Origin of the sequence: Oryzifoliimicrobium ureilyticum, from assembly GCF_037199735.1 — a bacterium.
GTDB lineage: Bacteria > Pseudomonadota > Alphaproteobacteria > Rhizobiales > Rhizobiaceae > Rhizobium > Rhizobium ureilyticus.
This window is the reverse complement of sequence record NZ_JBBBVQ010000011.1, coordinates 36,551-53,362: the sequence shown is the minus strand read 5'-3', so window position 1 is coordinate 53,362 and position 16,812 is coordinate 36,551. Positions and strand designations below refer to the sequence as shown.

Here is a 16,812-nt window from a genome sequence, read left to right as displayed (position 1 = left end):
CATCAACGCCTTCGAGCGCGGCGAAAGTCGCGCCCGAAGCTCAATTACCGGAGGATGAGATGACGATGCAGCCCCAAGTGGCAGCAGACCACACACGTTCTGCCGGAAGCGACATACCGCTTTTGAAACTAACCGATATTGAGAAGCGCTATGGCTTCAACCACGTTCTCAAGGGCGTCAACCTAACGCTCGCGGGTGGCTCCGTCCATGGTCTCCTCGGCGAGAACGGTGCAGGCAAATCGACGCTGATGAAAGTGGTCTTTGGGCTTGTCCAGCCAGATTCCGGCACGATCGATCACGCACGTCACGGCATCGTGCGCATCTCCGCTCCCCGCCATGCCCTTTCGCTTGGCATCGGCCTTGTAAGCCAGGAGCTCAACCTCGTCCCACAGCTCGACGTTGCTCAGAACATGTTTCTAGGGGCAACCGGCGCTTTGGGTCTAGTGCCACGCAGCGAACTGCGCCAGCGTACTGCACGCATTATGTCGGACCTCGCACCGCATATCGACGTGACCGCGCCCGTCGATAAGCTTGGCATGGCCGACCGCCAGCTTGTTGAAATAGGTCGTACGCTTGCCAAGGGTGGAGAAATCATCGCGTTCGACGAACCGACTTCGAGCCTGACGCCCAACGAGCGCGATAATCTTTTTGCTGTCATCCGCGGTTTGAAAGCCGCCGGAAAGGCCATCATCTACATTTCGCATCGCATGGATGAGATCCGCGCCATCTGCGACACGATTACTATTCTGCGCGACGGCAGAGTCATTCTGTGCGATCAGGTCGCCCGACATGACGATCAGGCAATCAACGAAATGATCACCGGCCGCCAGCTCGGAGCGGTCATGCGCCAGGGCCGTTATGCAGCAAGCGCGCCGGGATCGGTGATGCTCGAACTCAAGAGTATCTCCACGCGGCGTATCACGGACATCTCCCTTTCCGTGCGCGCCGGCGAAATTCTCGGTCTTGCCGGTCTCGTCGGGTCGGGCCGCTCTGCCACACTCCGCGCTATCTTTGGCATCGATCCGCTGACGTCAGGCGAAATTCATGTCGGCGGGGCGAAAGCCAGCATCGCGAGCTCTAAAGATGCCATCGGCTGCGGAATTGCGTATATCCCCGAAGACAGGCGCGGACAGGCCATCATTCCAATGATGAGCGTCGAAGGCAATTTCGGACTTGCCAATCAGCCACGCTTTTCGCGTCTCGGTTTTACAACGTCGATCTCGCGCAAGGCGGCGATCCGGGCCTATGTCAAGGAAATGGGGATCAAGCCCGGCGATATCAGCGTACCGCTTGGCAACCTTTCGGGCGGCAACCAGCAGAAGGTCGTCATTGCTCGTTGGCTTCAGACAGAAGCCAAGGTGCTTTTATTCGACGAGCCGACACGTGGCATTGATGTCGGCGCCAAGGCGGAAATCTACGCATTGCTGCGAGATCTTGCTTCCAAAGGTGCAGCCATCATTGTCGTTTCATCCGAACTACCGGAAGTGCTGTTGCTGAGCGACCGCATCGCAACCATGAGCAAAGGCCGCGTCATCTCCGTCGAAACCAATGGCGAGGATATGACCGAAGAGCATCTGCTGGAAAAGATGGCAGGGGAGAAGTACCATGTCCAAAAGTGAATCCCTGGAGGCGCCCGTAGCGGCAAATGAAAAGAGGCGGGAAACTTTCAGGTTGATGAAGCACGGCGAGTTTGCCCGCAAGGCCAGCGTTTTATCCGGCTGCATTGCACTCTTCATCGTCTTCTCGGTGCTGACCAGTAGCTTCTACCAGCCAGCCAACCTCATCGATATCCTGTTGCAATCCTCGATCAATGCGGTGATTGCGGTCGGTATGACGCTCGTCATAATGACGAAGGGTATCGATCTTTCAGTAGGTTCGATTGTTGGGCTCTCCAGCATGGTAGCAGCCGACATGGCCAATCAAGGGGTCGCCGTGGGCATACTCGCCGGACTTGCCGTTGGTCTTGTTTGCGGCTTTGTCAACGGCGTCCTGATTGCTAAGCTCAAGCTGCCTGACTTTATCGTCACGCTTGGCACACTCAGTATTTTTCGAGGTGCCGCGCTCATCTACACAAACGGCCAGCCAATCTACGGTCTGCCGGACCCGTTCCGCGATCTCTTCGCCGGCCAGCTTTTCGGCGTGCCGACACCTGTCGTGTTCGCCATCGCTATCGCCGCCATTGCCTATGTCATGGTCGCGTTCACCGGGCTTGGCGAACGCATCATCGCCAGCGGCGGCAACGAGGAGGCGGCACGGCTGTCCGGCATCAATGTCGAAACGGTCAAGGTCATCGTTTATACGCTGTCGGGCCTTCTCTCCAGCATCGCAGGTTTTATCCTGATTGCTCGTATCGGGGCCGCCGAACCCATTGGCGGTCAAGGCTTCGAATTGCAGGCTATTGGGTCTGCAGTTATCGGCGGTGCAAGCCTCTTCGGTGGAGTCGGCAACCCCTTCGGATCGCTGATCGGCGCCGTGACGCTGGGCGCACTTCAAAACGGCCTCACACTCATGAACGTGCCCTCCTTCTGGCAGTATGTCGCCTCAGGCTTCGTAGTAATCCTTGCCGTGCTTGCCGACCAGCTGACGCGGCCCAGGCGATGACGGATGATCCTGAAGTCTGGTTCATCGATGCCCATCATCATTTTCAGAATATCGAGGCCTATGACTATCCGTGGCTCGATCCCTCTCGTCCGCCAGCGCTCGAAGGCGATCTATCGCCAATTCGCCGAAACTTTCTTCCGGATGAGTATCGACAGCTCGTCTCTGGCTGGCGCGTGCGCAAATCCGTTCATATCCAGAACGGCTGGCGTGCGGAGGATCCTATCGGCGAAACACGCTGGCTTTCCGGCCTGATCCAATCCTACGACCTAGACATGGCAATTATTGGCTATGCCGACCTGGCGAATTCCAATATTGACCACACGCTCGATGCGCATATTGCCTTTGAACATTTCCGCGGCATTCGCCAGATTCTGAACTGGCATGAGAACCCGGCGCTCCAGGTAGCGTCCCGACCCGATCTTATGGAGCAGCCCGAATGGCGCCGCGGGTTTGCGGCGCTTGCCGAACGCAACCTTTCCTTCGACCTGCAAATCTATTGGCCGCAGATGGAAATGGCACTCGAACTGGCTCAGGATTTTCCTGGAACGCAGATCGTCTTGAACCATTTCGGCATGCCCATCGATCGTTCCGCCTCGGCACTTCGCCACTGGACGAGTGCGATTGAGCGGCTGGCGCTGGCAGATAATGTGAGCGTCAAATTGTCTGGCTATGGTCTCGGTCATCCGCATTGGTCGAAGACCGATACGATCCCACTTCTCCAGGCTGTTACAAGAATATTCGGCCCGGAGCGTACTATGTTTGGATCCAACCTGCCGGTCGATCTGCTATTTTCAACAGCGCGCAAGATCTTTGAGACCTTCGACGCATCCTTACTCTTTCTGGCAAATGATGACCGTGACAGGATCCGCCACAGCAATGCCGAGCGAATTTATCGCTTTTGACGTGGACACATTTGCGGTCTCACCGGGTGACGCGGGGCTGCTCAAGCGGGAAAGGCATGTCAAACCATAACGCAAGCACAGTTCGCCACCTGTTGAAGACGGTCAACCTTGTCTTCTGTCTCGTCACAGCATGTTTTTTCGACGCAATTCGAGGATGATCCCGCTATGGTCAAGATCGCCATCGCCGTGATCGACCATGGCACGGAACAGCTTGTCGACCTCAAGACTGACAGGGAGTGTCAGGCCCCTGCCCTTTGCAAATTGCATGGCAGTTGAGGTGTCCTTGACCTGATATTTAGCCGGGCCACCAGGCATGAAGTCACCTTGCACCATACGCAGTCCGTGCTGGCGTAGGACGGTGGAGTCGGCAAAGCCGCCAAGCAGCGCCTCACGCACCTTGACTGGATCCGCGCCACCGCTTTCAGCCAGCGTCAGAGCTTCCGCCACCGCACAGATCGTCGTAGCAACGATGAGCTGATTGGCGAGCTTGGTCAAAGCTCCGCTGCCGGAGGGGCCGACATGAGTAACGAGGCCGAGCGGGAGAAAAACGTCTGCCAAAGCATCCACAACAATGGCCTCACCACCCGCCATGATGGCGAGGGTCCCCTCTTTCGCTCCCTTTTCGCCGCCGGAGACTGGGGCATCGACCGTGTTAATACGCTTTTCCAACGCAGCCTTTACGATCGCGATTGCTGTTTCAACGGGAATTGAACTCATCACGATAAGCGTTGCGCCTGGCTGCATTTGATCGATAACACCGCCTGGCGTCATCAGGACGTTTTCGCAAACCGGGCCTGAGCTTAGCATGCAGATGACAATGTCGGCCTCGGCAACGGCTTCACCGGCACTTGCAGCAACCGTAATTCCTGCTGCCTGCAGCACGGATGCTTTTTCGATCGTTCGGTTCCAGACGGTGACGGAAAATCCGGCATCGGCAAGCCGGGTCGCCATCGGCCCTCCCATGATGCCGGTACCAAGAACTGCAATGCGGCGAGGCGCTTTCGTCATTGCTACCCCTCCGCGTCAGGGATAGTGGCGATCGCTGAAGCGAACCGGTCTTTCCTCAACGATCAACGCGGGAAACGCCTTGCGAAAACGATCGACATGCTCGGTCTGAAGATGGACGTCAAATGCCGCCCGATCTTTATAAACCTCATAGAAGACCACGATGTCTGGCTCCCCTTGTGGGCAAATAATGTCAAATTGCCGGCACCCAGTTTCCTCCACCACCGAATGGGAGGCGTCGTCACGCGCTGCCGCTAGAAATTCAGGCATCCTTCCAGGCTTGACCTGAAATTCGGCGATCACCACGAAAGCGAGTTTGCTCGAATCCACGACTATCACTCTGCTGCAACCTTTGCCGGGAGGAAACTGCGCTCCATTTCCTGACGCAGGTTCAGCACATCGAGATCATTGACAATCTCGACATCGTCGAAGGAGACGATCTGGTCCTTTTTGATTGCGCGCTTCAGCTTCACGTTATGAGCAAGCCCGATGGGAAGCGCCTTGAGATTGAGGCTGCGCGACGCCGGAATCGCATTTGCCCACACCGCATAACCGCCTTCACCGTCGAGCATTTCGCCGGGTTGCATGTCCTTCTTGGCAGTAGCGACGGCATCGCCGCGAAATTCCTTCGAGCATCCAGTCGCTTCTTTTCGAAGTACAGCGGAAAGCACGCTGACAGATGTTTCCAAGCCGATGATATGGAACGGGCGCCACATGGACGCATACCAGCCTGACGGATCAGTCAGGAGACCATATTGCTTGAAGCAGGCGCGGGCATACTCGTTATGCGCCTTGAACGTCACGAAAACGCCATAGCGGATATTATTGAACACCTCACGGCCATCGGGCTCCTGGCTGGCAGCGATATCGACAAGACCGGTGCGGTCCATGCGTCCGCCGTCGGCAGACGGACGAAACACGCGGGCGAGATCGTGCAAACCGGCTGGCGGAAAGGCTAGTCCGTTATCCGGGCAATCAAGCCCTGTACCGTTGGCCACAGCTGCCATTTCGATTGCCGCCTTCGTGCCATCAGTGAAGGAGTTGTACATTTTAGCATTGAAGTCGCCCTTGGCGACTTCTTCTTCGGTCCAGCCGAAAAAGCCCCAAACGGTATCCGGAGTAGAGTATCGGTAACGCGGCTCGAAATTCATGCCCTTTCCGGCTGCGGTCACCTCAAAACCCGTTGCCCGGGCCCAATCGACGAGTTCGCAAATCAATGCAGGCTGGTCGCCATAGGCCATTGAATAGATAACGCCTGCTTTACGGGCCTTTTCCGCCAGGATCGGGCCCACCATGACATCGGCCTCGACATTGACCATCACCACATGCTTGCGACTATCGATGGCACCAAGCGCATGGCGCGTGCCAGCGATTGGATGGCCGGTTGCTTCAATGATGCATTCGATTTCGTCGCAATCGAAAAGATCCTGTGCGCTGGCAGTAACAAACGTCGTGCCGTTCTTGACGGCGTCGCCGCAGCTGGAAGCGTCATAGCGCTCCTTCGGCCAGCCGACGCGGTCAAGTGACTCGCGCGCCTTGCCGACGTTAAGATCGGCCACCGCAACCATGTGGAAGCCCGCAATGCGTTGTGCCTGGGCTAGCACCATGGAGCCGAACTTGCCGGCACCGATCAGCCCGACACGAACAGGACGTCCGTCGCCGGCGCGCTGTGAAAGAAGAGAATAAAGGTTCATATGTGCATCCTCGGCAAGGGAAAGTTCAATGAGTGCCGGGAAAAAGCTTCGCAGCGGAAATCGCGCCGGCACGCCGTTCCTGCGCGCCAAGCAAAAGTCAATCTGCCGGACAGGCCTCCTCCAGGCACATGGCAACCGCCATGCTCCTCCGGCCGCCTCCCGAGCGGCCTATGAGGGAAGTTTAGGAGCCGAGAGACATTAGCTCAATTTAGAATATTCGGGGATTTTGTTAGAAAATCTAATCTATCCTGCGTTTGAAAATGATCTGTCTACTGCGAGACTTACGATCTAAGTCCGCTCGTCCTCAGGCGTGCCGACCAATTTTGCGGCAGCTCTGTTGGCGAGATCCAAGGCAGCACGGAAATCCATAAACCGCGCAAGAGATGCGGCAAGAACACCGATGAATTCATCACCTGCGCCATGTGTGCTTGCGACATCGACGCGAATCGGATCGATAACGAGCGTTTGCCCTTCGGAATTGCCGTAGGCAACGCCGGAGCCTCCCGCAGTGACCACGACATGTGGAAAGAATTGGGCAAGACGTTTTGCGGCGGCGCGTGCGTCATCGAGTGTTTCTACCGCTTTGGTGCCCGCCAGCATTTCCGCCTCAATAGCATTGACCACTAAAACGTCGATCAGCCCTCTTAGCTCAAAAGAGAGCTCACGTGCTGGTGCGGCATTCAATAGCACCTTGCCACCAGCAGCTTGCACGACCCGAGCCGCCGCAACATTTGCGGCATCCGGTATTTCGTTCTGTAGCACGAGGATTGCCGTCTTTTGAAGAAGCGCCGTTGCCGCCTCGACATCTGCATCGCTCAAGGTCAAGTTGCTGCCGGATACAATGATCGCGCCATAGTCACCCTCTGCATCGAAGATAGCGACGCTCATTCCGGTAGAACGATTAGCATCACGGCGCACATGGATGTGACCAACGCCCTTGGCCGCCAGGTTGGCGATCAAGGTGTGACCGAAATCGTCGTCGGCCACCGCCCCGATCATCTCGGTGCGCGCCCCTGCCCGTACGGCAGACACGGCCTGATTGCCTCCCTTGCCCCCACACTTTGGATACCATGAGGTGCCTGTGACGGTTTCGCCCTTGCGCGGTCGCGCTGGAGCATTGACGGCGATGTCGTAGTGAAGACTGCCGAAGACGGTGACGAGCGGTTCTAAGGTCATCAAACTTTGTCTTTGCGCTTGGAAGTGACTGCAGACATGGTGAGGTCAAGGTTGCGTTCGGCAGAAGCATAATCGCGCTGCGCGACCACCACGAAAAGGGCATCCAGAATATTAAGCTGGGCAATACGCGCGGCCGCATTCTCGCCCATTAGTGGTGAGCCTTGGGCGGTTGAACATAAAACGACATCAGAAGCCGTCGCGAGGGCTGAGCCACCGTAATTGGTGATCGCGATCACCCGCGCGCCATTGCGCCGCGCGAGCTGCGCCGCCTCGATAACGGACGTACTATTACCCGAATGCGAGAAGGCAACAACAACATCCGTCGGAGCGAGGAGTGCGGCAGACATCATCATCATATGCGTGTCGTCGCAGACGCTTGCCCTGACGCCAATCCGCAGGAACTTGTGTGCAGCATCCCGCGCAATCTGCGCCGAGCCGCCAAGTCCATAGAAATCGCGCTGTCTCGCCCTGACCAAAAGATCGGCAGCACGATCGAAGGCGTCATAATCGAGAATGGCGAGCGTTTCCTCCAGCGCCTGCATGGAGGTACGGAAGACTTTCTCGACAATGTCACGCGAGGTGTCCTCGGGCGAAAGCTCCCGATGCATTTCAGCGGTCGGCAGGCGATTGTAGCGCGCAACGGCCTTTCTGAAGTCGCGATATCCGGCAAAGCCGAGCTTCTTGGTGATTTTAACGACCATCGCTTCGGAGACACCGGCTAGCTCGGCGACATCCTTTAGCGCAGTACCCTCCGAAAAACTTGTGAGCGCAAACACCGTTTCAACAACCTTGGTCTCAAGCGGCGTGAGTTGCGGCATCATCATGCGGATGCGCGGACCAACCGCTCTTGGGTCACTATCGAAGCTCATGGCAGCTGCCTCACGGCTCGTCATCACCCCAACATAAGTTCTTGAAGAATGCCTTGCGAGGCCACCGCATCCTGTCGGGCTATCGCATCCGCTAGGCGGTTGTCGGCCTCGAGGCGATCAACCACTTTCAGCATACGCGTCACGGTCGCTATGTTAACCTCGCATTCCCGTACTGGATCGAGCCCAGTGAAGTCCGGAAACGTATCGAAATAGATTGCGCCCTGATAGCCATCGCGCCGGATCTGAGCGAGGAGCTCGATTGTCTGCTGGGCATGGACCGCACCCACCATCAGTCCGTCGTCACGCTTGGCATAGCCGTCGTTGAGGTGAACGCCGAGCAAGCGCGAATGGCGCGCGATCAGCGCGGCCGCGAGGGCCGGCTGCTCATCGGCATAAAGCACATGTGCAAAATCCAGCGTGACTCCAAGATTGGTGGCTCCGACGTCGCGAATGGCCAGCAACGTCGTCGCGCAGTCGGCCAGCAGGCTGTAAGAGCGCGGCTCGTTGGGCTTATATTCAATCGAAATCAGGCAATCTGGATCATGGGCGCAAACTTCACGAATGCCTTCAATTTCGTGCTCCCACATCTGCTTATAGTCAACTTGAAAAGCGTAATCGAAGCCATCCTGACCTAGCCAAAGGGTCATCAGGTTCGCACCGGCCGCGCGGGCTGCATCGATCCCTTTCCTCGTCAGATCAATGGCGTCGCGGCGAACAGCTGGATCGGGATTTGTGAAAGCTCCAAGCTTGAAGGCAGGGTTTGTGTAATAACGCATCGCGAACCCGTTGACGCTCAGTCCGACATCGCCAAGCTGCCTTGCAATCATCGCAGGGTCGTCAGTCACGTGGTCAGGATAGTTCAGGTCCAGATCGGTAAGTCCCTCCACGGTCGCGGCGCGGTTCGCCATCATCATCATGGTCGGTTTACCTTTGTGGTCCGGCCAGGCGAGATGTGCGGCGGAGGCGAAGGAGTTTAAGCGCGTTGCGAAACGGTGTCCGGCCATGGCGAGATCCTAACTAACATCTCTCTCAACTTCACTGACTTATCACAATCTGTAAAGTTATAATTTTTTCTTCGTGCCCGAAAGTTCGAAGGGCACTCCCGCAGTCATCGGAAAACGCGCGCTCAAACACAAATGCCTGGACTGAGGCCGATAGCTGTAACGAATTAGCGAGAGAAGACACGTTAGAAACGACCTCGCAAACGCCTTACGCCCGAGCGGAAGATACTGCCGACGTGCACAGATAATGCAGCATACGGAAAGCAAGTCTCCTGGTCTAACACGGAGCAACCGCCGCTCCAGAAAGAGGAGCGCCTCTCGCCTCTATCGACATTGCGGCAAACATCAGGGATTGCAGTGAGCCAAAGGCGATATTCTAGACTGGCTCGGACTTACGTGAGTAAGTCCAGCGACATCGACACGACACAAGGCAACGATGGACGGACGCGGCGTCGAAGTGCTTCCATCAGCCGATGGATATTGAGCTAACGCTCAGGCGAAGTGAGGGATGACGCGGCATAACCGCTGTCAAAATGAAGGGCGTTAGAACCACCTAATCCTTTCCAGGCTTAAAGCAGCTGCTCCTAGTCAAGGGAGCGACTACATCTAACCTCATCGACCGGACCGGGACAAGTAAACTGCAAAGTTACGTCCTATACCTGCCAATGCCTCTCACCTCCCCCTCCGTTTGGCATATTGAAAATGTGCCAACGGAAACAGGATGACGTGAGAAGCCGCCACCAATGCAAGCCACTCACACATAAACCGTCACCAGTTCGCTGGTTGCGACGGAGGGATCGACTCTGCACGTAACCGGCGCAAAAAAGGCTCGGCTTAAACCGTTGTATTTTCATCAATTTAAATAAATTACGGAATCAAATTAACCTATTTGTTCCGTCATCCAGACGACACACATCTGGATCAAACAGCTGATGCTGACTCGATTTTCACCAGGGCTTCGATAAAGTGATCGCTGGCTTGATAGTAGCATGAGAGGAGGAAATATCCAGCCAATAATCGCAGCCGTACCCGAATATCTACCCAAGATGAGCAACTTAAGTGTTTCCCCTCTAGCTACGTTCCCCGCGGGGAACACGCTGGATTAAAGTTTCGCAGCCGTTGAGACCACGTCTCCAATGAGCCTGAAGTTGCGCCTCGCATCAATTGTGGCCACTGACGCCGCCGTAGGTATCCTTCCTTCACCACATTCGCTTCCGTGGACCTGGATGAACTTTCCTACTTCCACTTTAGTGGGCAGCTGTTTCCCAAACGACGTCCACCCGGCCATGGCGCTATTAAGCCGCATTCTGTCGAAAACACCCTGTCGCCGAAATCAAACTCGAGATTAAGCGGCAAATTCTTCTCCCAGAACCGTGTCAACAGATCGCTGCGAAGCGGGGATCTCAAGTAAGCACAAGATAAAATCAGGTGATCAAACTCTCCCCATTCACCGCAAACAAAGACGGTCGACGAACTACCTATCTTGCTCCACGACCACAGGTAAAATTCCGAATCCCGCGAGCTTGCTAACGCCATTGCTTTGCGACTGCGACCGTGCGGCTCCCTCTCTCGCCCATATGCAGCTGCAAGGCCTACGACTTTTCTGCATCAACTTGACGACCGCATAACTTCTGACTGACCCTGGTCCCGCTTCTTAAACGAGACAATATTGACAGCCTGTCCCTCATACTTGTGGTCGCAAAGAGCATTAAGAAGAGTATGTCGCTTTTGCCGCTCTATGACGTGATCCTCAAGTTTCATGCGGACACCGAGCGGCGCAAGCCACTTGATAAAGAATGGACATCGGGCATCTTCCGAAAATGAAGTTGTTGCAAGCCGCGCAACTTCGAAACGTCGCACTTAAGCCCCTAGTGTCTATGTTCCCGTCTGGAAGCTGCCATCAAAGTAACATGCTCGGAAAACCGGCGAGCGTTTCAAAAGATCCTATGAATTGAGTTTCTGCCGCAGCAAATGGGACGACACATGCGCCTTGGCTTCGCATGCCGATGAATTCAAGCTAACGTTCAGGCCAGCCTAGGAGTTTTCGTGGTATCTCGCTCGGCCTGAACCTTTGCTTCATCTCCACAGCCGCATGCAATCGAGAAGTTCACTCTCCCGTGGCGGTGATACGCAAATGGCGGAAAGCCGGAGTCACACCGAGGGCCAAACTCTTATTGAAGAAGCTACAGGACGCACGGCGCCTCTTTCGCTTGAAAATATCTTCGCGTCAAAACGCAGTACCGAACCGCTGATGCGGAGGCAAATCGCAACCCCGCCGATGGCATACAGGCCCCGCTCTCTACCAGTAATTCCAACCTGCAAGCTGCGTTCGGCTGTTATTGCCAATTCGGCCACCTCCGTGCTTATGAAACTCTGCCGGCGAGCAAACAAGTTTGGTCCCTTAATCAACTCTGGGGACTGGGTGGGCTGGATAAGCGGAAAGGAATATTCTCCTGTCGTTTTTGGCTTCAAAGGCCGATCAGCGCGTCAAAAAAATTAACCCAAGGGTGAGCACCAATACCCGCGAACTGATCTCAAAATATACGTTCCCCGCGGGGAACTTGGCCTAATTGCAGGCAAATGCGAATCGGGATAGGTTTAAAACTACGGAAATAGTGCGAATTATCGTTTTTTACCGAAACTTTGCTGGTAGCGTCCGGCGGTTCGAAGATCTCGATAGCCGTATTATGTGACCTGAGGATGATATCGTGAACCGGCACCTGAGCAGTTTGGACTTTATGCAGAGCTTTTCCACAAAGTTGGAAACCGCGTTGCAGAATCTTACCCTGGCGCAATATCCGCCAAGCGCCCGGCGGGAAATGCGTAAGTTCACTTCATCAGAAGTGGCCTCCCTTCTCGACGTGACAGAAGCTTATATCCGGCAGATCGGATTGAAGGATAAGGGCCCTGCTCCCGAAATGGCACCGAACGGCCGGCGCCTATACACCCTGGACCAAATTTTAGAACTGCGGATGCTTCTCTCGGAGAAGGGCCGGAAAAAGTGGATGAACCCGCGTCGTGTGGGTGATGAACAATGTCAGATTATCGCGGTTACGAATTTCAAGGGAGGCTCGAGCAAGACCTCCACCACGATCCATCTCGGCCACTACCTTGCGCTCAAAGGTTATCGCGTTTTGGCAGTTGATCTTGACCCCCAGGCCTCGTTAACCAGCCTACACGGATCACTACCTGATTTTGACCCTCGTCAGGACGACACGTTGTATGCAGCGATCCGATTTGACGAGCCTGTGCCCACGCAGAGCCTGATCCATAAAACGCATATCGCTGGATTCGACGTCATTTGCGCTGGGCTGGATTTGACTGAATTCGAAACGGCGGTCGCGCTAGAGATGCGCAAGAACGGCGGAACCAGCTTCCTGCTTCGCGTAGCCCAGGCACTCGAACAAGTCAGCGATGACTATGACATCATTTTGATGGACTCAGCTCCGTCGCTGAACTTCCTTACCCTCGCCTCACTTACAGCAGCGACTGGCGTGATTATTCCAGTGCCGGCACATATGCTCGACGTTGACTCCACCGGGAAATTCCTTGAGCTGGCTGCGTCCTACATGCAGATCCTCAGCGAGATGGGAACATCCGCACAGTGGGACTTCGCCAAATTTCTCGTGACCAAATTCGAAGCGAACGATCATCCGCAAGCCAATATGACTGCGCTCATGCGACAGGTGTTTGGTGAGGATCTTCTCCTTAACATGGTTGCAAAATCCACAGCCGTTGCGGACGCGCTGACGTGGAAACAAAGTCTCTATGAAGTTCAGAGATCACGCTTTTCCGCGCCGAAGACATATGACCGCGCAATTGAATCCATCAACGCGGCAAATGCTGAAATTGAAAAGCTGCTCTGGGCGGCCTGGGGGAGAGAATGAGCAGAAAAGATTCACGTGGCATGTTTGCCAATGTTCTCGGTCAAATAAACCAGGAGCCGGCAGCACCAACGGCTCAGAAGATCAACTCTCCACATCTCTTGAAGGTCGCAGCTGGCGTGCGCCAGATTCAGGAGAAGGGTGAGTTTCTCGAAAAGATCTTGAAGGAAGGGGAGCGTGTTCTGGACATTGATCCGGACCAAGTTGCACCCTCACCGATTCCTGACCGCTTCGACGGAGCTTACGACAGCGCCGCAATCGAAGACATGGCAGAATCTATTCGAGAGCGCGGACAGATAGTGCCTGGGCTTGTCCGCCACACGCAGAATTCCGAAAAACCATATCAGATCGTGTTCGGCCGCCGCAGACTTGCTGCTGTCAAGAAACTGGGCTTGCCCTTCCGGGCTGTTGTACGCGAGCTTAGCGACGAACAAGCGATCATTTTCCAAGGCGAAGAAAACACCAACCGGAATGACCTGTCTTTCATTGAGAAATGTGCCTTCGCGCTTTCCCAGGAACAGGCTGGTTATAAGCGCGATGTGATCTCAGCGTCTCTGTCGACCGGCAAGTCGCATATATCGGAGATGCTTAGTATCGCCTCAAGCCTTCCACGCGACATCTTGCTTTCAATCGGTCCAGCAACCGAGATCGGAAGGCGCCGCTGGATCGATTTTGCTCAGGCTTGGTCTAACAAACAGGATGCGCATATTTGCGTTGAAAAGGCGCTTGAGAAGCTTTCTGGCCAAGCAAGCTCCGAAGAGCGTTTTGCTGCTGCCTTGGCTGCTTTGAAAGCTGTCGAGAAAGTCTCATTGCCCGATACCAGCCGCGAGATCCGCGCCAATGGTTTCCTACTGGCAACGGTGAATTACTCGAAATCCGGCGCCAAGATGAACTTCTCAAAGTCCGTTCCGCGTGACTTCGTGGAGTTTCTTAATCACCGTATGGAAGCGCTTCACCGCGAATTCCTGCAGTCTGAAACTCAGAACAGAAAAGGATAGAAAGCGCAAAAGAAAAGGCCCCCGAACGGTAACCCATTGCGGAAGCCCTTCTCATGTGTCGCAACCTGAGAATCTCATTTCCGCGAATCGCTGTCAAGAGTCTTGGCGCCATTTCGGCGAGCTGAATTCTTTTGCCTAATCTAAGGTGAAAGAAAAATGTTCATATCTCATGTCACCACGCCTGTCGGGCGGGGGCCAATGTCGCTTGCCCAGATTTCAAGGCAAGTGTCGGCTCATGAACTGACAAAAGGCTCAAAGGTCGACAAGTGGGCGATCTATCGCGCACTTTGCGAAGCCAAGAAGGTTTTCGAGCTTTCAGACCGAACGCTTGCACTCTTGAATGCACTCCTGAGCTTTCATCCAAAGCCGGAGCTCATCGAGGGTGATCAGCTCATCGTATTCCCATCCAACCAGCAACTCTCGAGCAGAGCGCACGGCATGGCCGAGCAGACCATTCGCCGGCACATAGCCGCATTGGTCAATGCTGGGTTCATTCTGCGCTATGACAGCCCGAACGGCAAACGTTACGCACGCAAGGAGCGGAACGGGAAAGTGTTCCAGGCATTTGGCTTTTCACTTGTGCCTCTACTCGCACGCCAGCACGAAATTCTCGACGCTGCGGACAAAGTTCGAGCCGACAAACTTCGCCTCCAATCGCTAAAAGATAACCTTACTTTAGCAAAGCGTGATATTCTTAAGCTCCTTGACACTGCTGCAATTTCTGAACCACTTGAGAACCATGCACCACTGAAAAATGCATTCGAGGTCGTCATTGCTAACGCCTCGCGAACTGCTAATGCCAACGACATTGCCCAAACCCTGGCAGAACTCGTCGAAATTAAAAATTCTCTTGTTAAACTACTGATTAGAAACAATAAAACTGAAATAATGAGCGCCAATCCCTATCAAAATGAGCGGCACCAAGAGAGTCATGAATCAGAATCCTTAAAAGAAGAACGTGCAAAAAGTCTGAGGTTGCAGAACCGGCAGCACACTCTGCAAGAGAATGCGAACACCTCTCATCGATCCTCAAACTCAAAGCCCACATACACAAAACAGTTCTCACCAGGCCAAAAGCAAACGCAGCCAGAAGCAGCTCCTCTGGACGTCATCTTAAGGCATTGCCCAGAAATCGTCGCTTACGGCCCAAGTGGTAATATCGCGAGCTGGAACGACTTTCTCTCCGCATGCAGTGTGGTGAGATCTATGATTGGACTTCCTCTTTCCACGTTCGAACAGGCCTGCAACGTGATGGGCCGTGTCAACGCGGCCACCATAATCGCCTGCATTCTCCAGCGCTTCGACAAGATCGACGTTCCGCAGGCCTATTTCCAGCATCTATTGCGTAAAACCGGGGAGGGGAAGTTTAGCGTGACGGACTTACTCAATAGCACGCTTCACGACGGCAGCCGCGAACGTCAGCTCTAGGATAGGAAGCAGTTTAATGATGCTCATGAAGACAAACTGGGGTCAATCCGTCGCCAACCGGCGGGATACGAAATTCTCTGCGGGGCCTTTCAGCTTCCACACGAGCCGGTTCGCCTCACGGTTCCATTCAACTGTAGAATTGAGGGCTTGAGGCGCGATGCGCTTGAGGATGACGCTACCAAAGCCGCCATGCATATCAGCAACGGCTATATCATCTGCAAAGACCTCCTCCCAGGAGAGCGTGAAGATCCGAGGCTCCCCATCAACTCCATCCAAATCCCAGGTGATATAGATGCCCCCACGCTCTTGATGGAGAACGCCATGTTTCGATGAGTTCACGGCAAGTTCGTGGAAGGCCATACCCAGGTTTTCGACGGCATTGGGTGTCAGCTTAACCAGAGGACCAGAGACATAGATTAGGTTTTCACGATGGAATGTTTTTAGATGCGCCCTGATCAGCTCAGCAAGGCCTGCCCCCGACCAATCCCCTGACACAAGCAGATCGTGCGATGCGGACAGCGCCATAATCCTCTGTCGGATCTGACTTTCAAAATTTTCAGGATCCCTCATCGTCGCGCGGCTCTGCTTAATCATCGAGAGAATAATGGCATACTGATTTTTTACGCGGTGATTTACCTCCCGCAGCAAAAGCCTGATACGCCGCTCCCGATCCTTCGCCATTGAAATATCGCGCGCAATTTTTGATGCACCGATAATCTCGTTCCGGCTATTGCGGATCGGCGACATCGTAAGAGAGACAGGCACGTAGGACCCGTTCTTATGCTGGCGAACCGTCTCAAAGGGTATAATGCGTTCGCCTTGCTCAATGCGTTTCAAAATCTGCATTTCTTCATCATGAAGATGCGCAGGAACGACGGCGAGGATCGACTTTCCAATCATTTCCTCCGCTGTAAAACCATAGAGCCGTTCAGCAGCTTGATTCCACGTCAGAACGATACCGTTTAGGTCCTTACTGACGATTGCGTCGAAAGATGAATCAACAATAGCAGCTAGGAGTTGGCGATCAAACTGCGGGTCGGCTTGGACATTTAGGTTCAAATGATCAGTTTCTTCTGTCATAGCCGGCCTTGACCTTGAAACGCGGCAAGACAAATGACAGCCGCAACCACACTCAAACTGATATCAAGACGCTAGAGGGCATAGCTCTGATCGCAAATATGATCTGATCTTCCTCTTTCTTCTCCAGAACTAGCGGAAATATCTTTAAAACAAGGCCCTGCAATTGTTAGGGAT

The 16,812-nt window shown here is 54.5% G+C and carries 13 protein-coding genes; 6 read left to right on the top strand and 7 right to left on the bottom strand.

The window, feature by feature from the left end; genetic code table 11:
• The first annotated feature begins 59 nt into the window (after positions 1-59).
• From VQ830_RS15895 to VQ830_RS15885, 3 genes are read left to right on the top strand one after another with little or no spacing between them, the layout of a single operon-like run.
• Positions 60-1,619, top strand: coding sequence for a sugar ABC transporter ATP-binding protein (locus tag VQ830_RS15895; RefSeq protein ID WP_337269118.1), 1,560 nt, complete (start codon positions 60-62; stop codon positions 1,617-1,619).
• On the top strand, positions 1,606-2,601 hold the full coding sequence (locus VQ830_RS15890) for an ABC transporter permease (protein WP_337269117.1): 996 nt from the start codon (positions 1,606-1,608) through the stop codon (positions 2,599-2,601). Before VQ830_RS15895 ends, VQ830_RS15890 begins: the two co-directional genes overlap by 14 nt.
• On the top strand, positions 2,598-3,503 hold the full coding sequence (locus VQ830_RS15885; RefSeq protein ID WP_337269116.1) for an amidohydrolase family protein: 906 nt from the start codon (positions 2,598-2,600) through the stop codon (positions 3,501-3,503). The genes VQ830_RS15890 and VQ830_RS15885 overlap by 4 nt, the downstream gene beginning before the upstream one ends.
• Positions 3,504-3,626: 123 nt before the next feature.
• Here the strand turns inward: VQ830_RS15885 and VQ830_RS15880 are convergent, their stop codons facing one another.
• From VQ830_RS15880 to VQ830_RS15855, 6 genes are all read right to left on the bottom strand, one after another.
• On the bottom strand, positions 3,627-4,511 hold the full coding sequence (locus VQ830_RS15880) for an NAD(P)-dependent oxidoreductase (RefSeq protein WP_337269115.1): 885 nt from the start codon (positions 4,509-4,511) through the stop codon (positions 3,627-3,629).
• Positions 4,512-4,526: 15 nt separating this feature from the next.
• A complete protein-coding gene (locus VQ830_RS15875) occupies positions 4,527-4,838 on the bottom strand; it encodes a putative quinol monooxygenase (RefSeq protein ID WP_337269114.1) in 312 nt (103 codons plus the stop codon).
• Positions 4,839-4,843: 5 nt separating this feature from the next.
• The gene (locus tag VQ830_RS15870) at positions 4,844-6,202 is read right to left on the bottom strand and encodes an NAD(P)H-dependent oxidoreductase (RefSeq protein WP_337269113.1); all 1,359 of its coding nucleotides are present in this window, start codon (positions 6,200-6,202) and stop codon (positions 4,844-4,846) included.
• 288 nt (positions 6,203-6,490) lie between these two features.
• Complete coding sequence (locus tag VQ830_RS15865; RefSeq protein ID WP_337269112.1) at positions 6,491-7,378, bottom strand: ribokinase; 888 nt, start codon at positions 7,376-7,378, stop codon at positions 6,491-6,493.
• Positions 7,378-8,247 carry a MurR/RpiR family transcriptional regulator gene (locus tag VQ830_RS15860; protein WP_337269111.1) on the bottom strand — a complete coding sequence of 290 codons (870 nt, stop codon included), beginning with the start codon at positions 8,245-8,247 and terminating at the stop codon, positions 7,378-7,380. The genes VQ830_RS15865 and VQ830_RS15860 overlap by 1 nt, the downstream gene beginning before the upstream one ends.
• Positions 8,248-8,270: 23 nt before the next feature.
• The gene (locus tag VQ830_RS15855; protein WP_337269110.1) at positions 8,271-9,251 is read right to left on the bottom strand and encodes a sugar phosphate isomerase/epimerase family protein; all 981 of its coding nucleotides are present in this window, start codon (positions 9,249-9,251) and stop codon (positions 8,271-8,273) included.
• Positions 9,252-11,956: 2,705 nt separating this feature from the next.
• On the opposite strand from VQ830_RS15855, the gene repA reads away from it, so the two are divergent.
• From repA to repC, 3 genes are all read left to right on the top strand, one after another.
• Positions 11,957-13,135, top strand: a complete 1,179-nt coding sequence (gene repA / locus VQ830_RS15850; RefSeq protein WP_337269109.1) for a plasmid partitioning protein RepA — start codon at positions 11,957-11,959, stop codon at positions 13,133-13,135.
• Positions 13,132-14,130: a plasmid partitioning protein RepB gene (gene repB / locus VQ830_RS15845; RefSeq protein ID WP_337269108.1), complete on the top strand. Its 999-nt coding sequence runs from the start codon at positions 13,132-13,134 to the stop codon at positions 14,128-14,130. Before repA ends, repB begins: the two co-directional genes overlap by 4 nt.
• Before the next feature lie 156 nt (positions 14,131-14,286).
• Complete coding sequence (gene repC / locus VQ830_RS15840) at positions 14,287-15,558, top strand: plasmid replication protein RepC (RefSeq protein ID WP_337269107.1); 1,272 nt, start codon at positions 14,287-14,289, stop codon at positions 15,556-15,558.
• 42 nt (positions 15,559-15,600) lie between these two features.
• Here repC and VQ830_RS15835 read toward each other — a convergent pair whose 3' ends face one another.
• Positions 15,601-16,638, bottom strand: coding sequence for a sensor histidine kinase (locus tag VQ830_RS15835; RefSeq protein ID WP_337269106.1), 1,038 nt, complete (start codon positions 16,636-16,638; stop codon positions 15,601-15,603).
• Positions 16,639-16,812 lie beyond the last annotated feature (174 nt).